Origin of the sequence: Vibrio sp. MMH1-50 (assembly GCF_022347645.1) — a bacterium.
Classification (GTDB): Bacteria; Pseudomonadota; Gammaproteobacteria; order Enterobacterales; family Vibrionaceae; genus Vibrio; species Vibrio harveyi.
This window is the reverse complement of sequence record NZ_JAKRGG010000016.1, coordinates 88,368-94,970: the sequence shown is the minus strand read 5'-3', so window position 1 is coordinate 94,970 and position 6,603 is coordinate 88,368. Positions and strand designations below refer to the sequence as shown.

Here is a 6,603-nt window from a genome sequence, read left to right as displayed (position 1 = left end):
CCTTTGGGAGCGTGTCATTGACCCGATTGCTGCGTCAAACAACTTGGAAAGAGCTAGCTATTACACTGCGTTGTTTTCCTTACTCTCGAATCAATGACAACGCTATGAATCCTGCATCTTGAAGTCACTTGGGTATATAAAGCAGGATTATGATTCTCAACTACGCTAATGACAGGTTGTTTGCATGACGAAGGAGAATCAAATGAGCACCATGCAAATCGATATAGAAGAGAATAAGCGCAATGCCATAGCTTTCTATGAGATGGCATATCGAGGAGAACCGAGAAAAGCGGTCGAGCTGTACGTGGGGGATGAATACATTCAGCACAATCCGTTAGTGGGTAACGGTACCGAGCCATTTATCGCTTATTTCGAGCGAATGCAGGAAGAGTATCCCAACAAAGATATTACGTTTGTTCGCGCAGTTGCAGAGGGGAATTTGGTGGCACTGCATACTCATCAGACGTGGCCTGATGGTGTGGAATACGTGACGATGGATTTCTTCCGCTTTGATCTAAACGGTAAGATTGTCGAGCATTGGGATGCGTTGCAGGAAATACCGAAAGAGACAGCAAACGGGAATACTATGTACTAGCGCACCGAGCCTTGCCATACGCGTTAAGCACGGCAAGGCACTGAGATTGTAATTAAGTCTATTGCGCTTGGTTATCCAACCACTCACGTGTCACCGTGTCTAAATCTCGTCCTTCACGACAGATTTTGTAATCCAATTCCGCAATGATATCGTTTGAGAAACGGAGCGTGTCCAATCTATTCAACTCATCTTGAGTAAATTTATCTGATTTGTCTTGGCGCAATAGCAATACCGCTTTATCGACAATACCCAGCAAACCTTTTGGTTCTGCGATTTCTCGAATTGAGTACTTATAGTGAAGAAATTGAGGCTTCCAAAGCGGCACGATAACCCATTGTTTGTTCTCTACCGCCTTCTCAAATGCAGTAAAGCAATCTTCTTCCGTCCCTGTGTGGAAATGGTAGCCTGCTTGGGTTAGTGCGTATTCGTCCATCATCTTGATCGAAAAGCGCGTAATGCCTGCGCCAGGGTTGATGCCTTGAATATCGGATTTCATTTTCGCTACAACTTCAGGTTTAGTCAGGTCGCTCACTTCTGATACGAGTGCTTCTGGAACGTAATCTGGCACACCCCAAAGTGCGTAAGGTTCGTAGTGTAAGCCGAGCTCCAGTAGGGGTTGTACTTCTTCTACCGATGCTTTGTAAATGCCGTGACTTGATGGTAACCAAGCCGAAGAAAGCATGTCGATTTCACCAGATTTGAGCTTTGAGAAGTTCTCTTCATGGGGTGAATAAATACGCTCGACCTTAAAACCCATATCATTGAGTATATGGCTGACAAGAGAAGCAGTGACACGATGAAATGAGAGGTTAGTGACACCGAGTTTTATAGCTTTTGACGTGTTAGTTTGAGTCATACTGAATTCCTTATTTTTATTCGTGCGAAGTTGAGTCGTGCACTGTGTTTTCGAAGTGATAGTAGGCTCAAGATAGGAAGGGATAAATAGCGAACGCTTTGAGTCACTGTCAAAAATGATTTGATAATCAAGTGCGATAATTACATGAAGGATGTTGAGCAAGGTTGCGGGAAAGGGGGCTTAAGTCGCGGATCAATACAGTAAGAACAGTCCTTCGTATCCACCAATATGAATGTCGGAAACATAGTCTCCAACATTGCCATCCTTGTCGACAGGTCGCATTGGTTTGTCTAGCGTGATGGTGATTTTGGGCGCAGTAAAATAGTCCGCGCTTTTGCCAAAAAAATCTGTGCGATATAACACGCGCCCTTTGCTAAATTCTCTTGCTAACACCATCTCAATGGGACCATCAGAAACTACGAACTCCTCTGAGCGAAAGGCAAAATAGGTATATGTCGGTAGGACGTGAGCAAGGCCATCGGGCAGATCTGCATGCACCACTTCATTCATGGAAGAGTCACCAACCACGGTGTAATCAGCGGCTGACGGAGTGCTGGTGGACATCATCAAAGGTATTGCTGTAAAGCCTTCTGGGATTTGATTTACTGGTTCGCCCAGATCAACGGCAAGTAATGTAGTTGGTTGATAAGCGATGTTTTTGGGTACTCCGGCTTTCCAGAAGTTGTCGACAGTGGTGTTGTTGCTGCCGTACAGATAACCGCTGTTCCATTGATTAAAATAGCTGTATCCCGAGTGGTGATTTAAGTAAAACGCTGCTAATGCAGAGTATTGATCCTGCTTCCAATTGTCTTCAGTGTTACCGAAGTACTGAACTCGACCATAACGTGTTGTTGCTTGGTAAATCACTTTCTGACCAGCTTTGGCGAGAGCGGCGTTATCCCAGAATTTAGCCAAGCCTGCATAGCCACTAAAGCCAGTAGAAGGGAATAGATAGTGCTCCCGTAAGTACAGAGAACCTGCTTTAACTAAGTGACTCTGTCCATTGCGACCATATAAGTTTGCCGTGCCTATGTTGAGACCAATTAGCACATCCGGATCCAGCGTTGCCAGTTTGTTTAAAAATGCCGAAAACTGAGCTTTGTACGCATCATCAGCGGCTTGGCTTCCTGCAACCAAACCAAGTTCATCTAACATACCACCGGAATAGATGTAGAACTGATTTGCACCAAGCAGTTTGTTTGTATCGTCATTGTATGCACCGTTTAAGCCTTGTTTCGTCCATTCTGCTTGGTAATAGTGGTGAACTGCGTTGGCAAAGTTGGGATTGCCGAGATTGGTTAATGCCCACGAGGAGGTTTGGTTCCACATTCGCCCAAATGGAATGACTCGAGACTCCCAACGGAAACGAGCGGTCGCATTTTTGTTTGAGCGGTTTTTATATTCATTCCAAGAGAGATAATTGTCTTGGTTAAGATCCGCAGATTTATCAAAGCCACGAATTTTGCGCCAACGTTGAATCGTTTTTCCGTCAGGTGTTGCCGTTGGTGCATTCGTCAACTTAACGGTTGGAAAACTGTTCTTGAGCTTCACTTCTTTTAGGTGAGGGCGATTCTCAATATTGTCACCATGCCAAGTCACTCTCGCAACATACAAGCGACCACCATCTCGCAAGAAGGTCGAACCAAAGTACTGACCGCCGCCATAGGTTTGTCCACTGCCATCGTGCGTTGTGGCACGAACCCAATCTGATGGAACAGACCAGTTTACAGTCTGGTTTTTGGTCATGCTCTCGGTTTTGTCTCTCTTAATATCGAAGCTTGTCCATTCCGTTACCTGACCGAACGAATCGACAGAAGAAGGGTATTCAATGGTGAAGCTGCCGCCTTGAGCAAATTGGGTGAACTTAAAAGCTAAGCGGTCGAACTTTTCTGAGTGATAAACATAGAGCGCCCCGCCATTATGAGCTTGACCGAATACGTCAGCGTTCCATGGCGGTGATTGATATAGCCAAAAACCGGCGTGGTCGGCGCTAGCGGTATAGCCAACGATCATCGGTTTTCGATTAAGCAGGGTATTTTCGCCATGAGTTTCGTCTACCTCGGCGATGATGGTGTCTTCGGCAAAATGGAGAAAGTAATCCTCGTAATCAATCCCATTCAGCTCTGCCTCGTTGCGAATATCGTTTTCTACCCATCCTGTATTGAGTTCAAGTTTTTGGTTGTACATGTAGCCAATGGCTTTGACGCGCTCGTTATCGGTTTTGTTTGGATACGTTCCAAAAACAACATCGGCATTCTCTAGCTCCCATTCAATCGCAGCAGCGGCTGAGATTGGGGTATCTTGCATATCAACGCCTTGTTCATGTAACCCTGGTAGAATGATCGCTGTCGCTGCCCATGTCATAGGCGCAGAAAGTAAGCTCAGAGCGCCCAAAGCTGAGAGCATAAAATGCATTGGCTTCATCATTGAGTTGTCCCAATCAAAAATGTTGATTACTCAAATTGCGAATCAAATTAAGAAGAAGTATTAGCGATAGGTATGACCAATTCAAGGAAGGGTGAGTGTGTCTTTTGGTTTATCACTTTTATATCGAATCAATAGTTGTCGCTATTCAGTAATTTATAAAATTAATATTTACTGTCTCAAAAATGAAACTTGAAGAATAAAAATTTCGATATTTCTAGTTCTTTTCAAAATGAAAATTTACGTATTTACGATGGTATTTCATGAAGAGCTAAAATAAGCATCAGATTTTATATTTTAAAAGTGATCTTTGTTGAGTTATTCATCAAAATGATTATCAAAATAAACTCATAAAGGTAAAATAGAGTGGCAATATAGTTCGCCTCGCTGGGGTTCTTTCAGTTTTGGCATATAGAGCGTATAAATCCGAAGTTGTGCTAGATAGTCCTCACACGGCTAGCCGCCTTTTGTTTATTCGGTTCATTGCCACTTTCTTATATTGAAAGTGCATATGAAACTAACTTTTTTTGTCTATATACACTTATAAAAGTCAGATAGAAAAAATATAAGTATTTTATTTAATCGCTTGTTTACAATAAGTAAACATTTGACCCTTTTGGATAAATGTCGCATGAATGCAAAGAATAAACTTTTAGCATCAATAGGTATTTTAATAATTACGATCGTAACTATTATTTCAGTGTTGAGTTACAACCAAATTAACTCTTCTTCCACAAACTCTTACCAAACTAACCTTTCTACCAGTACACATTTAATAACGTCAGCTGTTGAACAAAAGATCCAAACTTACTTTACGAGCTTAGAAGCGACAGCGTCTGCCATTGAAGTCAACAACCAAACTGCATCTATTGATAACCGTATGGTGGAGATGTTGGTTCAAGGTACAAAGAGCCTAGGGGTTTCCAACTACTTTATCGCGCTTCCTGACGGAACTCTTTACGATTCAGATTCAAAAGGTCTGCATCCAACTTTTAATGCTAAAAAGCTGCAAAGGGAGTGGTATGTAAAGGCGATGTCTGGGCAGGATCAAGTCGTAACTAAGCCGTTTAAAGCGAGCACGGGACAGATGTCTATTTCTCTCGTTATTCCGGTAAAACGAAACGGTGAGGTCGTGGCGATTGTTGGTTTGAGTCTGCTTATGAACGATTTGACTCGCTTCATTAATGGGTTGGCGGAAGACAGCAATGTTTTTGTTGCTCGTGAAGATGGTTACTTGATGGCGGCGTATGAAGAGCAGCTTGTCGGCGAAGATTTGTTTGAGTTACGACCTTCATACAAGCAGTACGCGAGTGATGCATCTAGCTCACACTCTTACACGGTTCCAGACCGTGGTGAGTTTTACGTTGTATCTGAACGTTCGAAAGCGCTTGGTTGGACCGTTTGGGCTTTCGCGAGCTGGGAAGACATTAAAGCGACGTCTCGTGAAGCAGTGATCACCAACTTAGTTTCTGGTCTCGTGTTCATTATTATTGGCACGCTAGGTGCGTCATTGTTAATTCAAAAGTTGTTATACAACCCAATTGGTGGTGAGCCGAAAGAGATTGAACGTCTAGTCGACAAGATTGCGAATGGTGATCTGACTGATATTCCAGCTGCAAAAGGCAGTGACATTGGTGTGTATCGTTCAACACTGTTAATGGCAGATAAGTTGAAGACTATGATCACCGACATCAATTTGTCTTCGGAAGAGCTTATTGAAGCGTCGAGCAAGCTGGAGCGTTCATCTATCAAAGTGGATGGCTCATCTAAATCTCAAATGATGCAACTTGAGCAAGTTGCAACCGCAATGAACGAGATGACAGCAACGGTGGCCGAGGTTGCCCAGAGTGCGGTTGAGGCATCAAGCTCATCAAGCGATGCAAATAACAGCTCAGAGCAAGGTTTGACGGTTGTTGCTCAAATGAACTCTGATATTACGACGCTTGTAAACGACATCAACCAGGTCCAACAGGTGATACGTAACGTTCATACAGAAACGGAAAATGTCGGTGGTATTCTGGATGTGATTCGTGGCATTGCTGATCAAACGAACCTGCTTGCACTGAATGCTGCTATTGAAGCTGCACGTGCTGGTGAGCATGGTCGCGGTTTTGCTGTCGTAGCGGATGAAGTTCGCTCTCTTGCGACGAAAACGCAACAAAGCACCAATGAGATCCAATCGATGATTGAAGTTCTGCAAGAGCAAGCGAACAAGTCGGTATTGCTGATGCAAGACAACTCGGACAGTGCAAAACGCACGCTTGATAAGGCAGAAGAGGCGACGTTATCTCTAGACCAGATTCGCCATGAAATCCAGCGAATCCAAGATATGAACCACCAAATTGCCACTGCGGCTGAAGAGCAATCTCAGGTGGCGCATGAGATCAATGAAAGCGTGATTAACGTGAATGATCTTGCACGTGATACGACGGTAGATGTTCAAGACAATGTGGATACATCAGAAGCCTTGATTGCGATGTCGAATAAGCTTCGTGATAGTGTCAGCATGTTTAAGTTGAACTAAGTTATATCGTTCAAGTTTAAGACTTAACACCAACGAAAGAGAGGCGCATGCCTCTCTTTTTATTGCCTTTCATTGACTTCCTTTCCATTAGGTTTTTCAACAAATCTCGTTAAAACCTAAACTCATTGCACCAGTCATATACTCTGCTATGTTGGTTGTTTATTATACAAAAAATTAACAATCTAAATTTTTATACATTTTTAT

General features: G+C 43.3%; 4 protein-coding genes. 2 read left to right on the top strand and 2 right to left on the bottom strand.

The window, feature by feature from the left end; all coding sequences use genetic code 11:
- The first annotated feature begins 202 nt into the window (after nt 1–202).
- Nucleotides 203–595 (top strand): nuclear transport factor 2 family protein, encoded by a 393-nt coding sequence (locus tag MHO32_RS13860; RefSeq protein WP_239212514.1) that lies wholly within the window; start codon nt 203–205, stop codon nt 593–595.
- A gap of 58 nt (nt 596–653) precedes the next feature.
- On the opposite strand, the gene MHO32_RS13855 is transcribed toward MHO32_RS13860, so the two are convergent.
- Together MHO32_RS13855 and MHO32_RS13850 are read right to left on the bottom strand one after the other, a co-directional pair.
- Complete coding sequence (locus MHO32_RS13855; RefSeq protein ID WP_074051396.1) at nt 654–1,451, bottom strand: glycine betaine ABC transporter substrate-binding protein; 798 nt, start codon at nt 1,449–1,451, stop codon at nt 654–656.
- Nucleotides 1,452–1,643: 192 nt separating this feature from the next.
- On the bottom strand, nt 1,644–3,878 hold the full coding sequence (locus MHO32_RS13850) for a hypothetical protein (protein WP_239212512.1): 2,235 nt from the start codon (nt 3,876–3,878) through the stop codon (nt 1,644–1,646).
- A gap of 628 nt (nt 3,879–4,506) precedes the next feature.
- On the opposite strand from MHO32_RS13850, the gene MHO32_RS13845 reads away from it, so the two are divergent.
- Nucleotides 4,507–6,399: a methyl-accepting chemotaxis protein gene (locus MHO32_RS13845; protein ID WP_005450160.1), complete on the top strand. Its 1,893-nt coding sequence runs from the start codon at nt 4,507–4,509 to the stop codon at nt 6,397–6,399.
- Nucleotides 6,400–6,603: the final 204 nt, after the last annotated feature.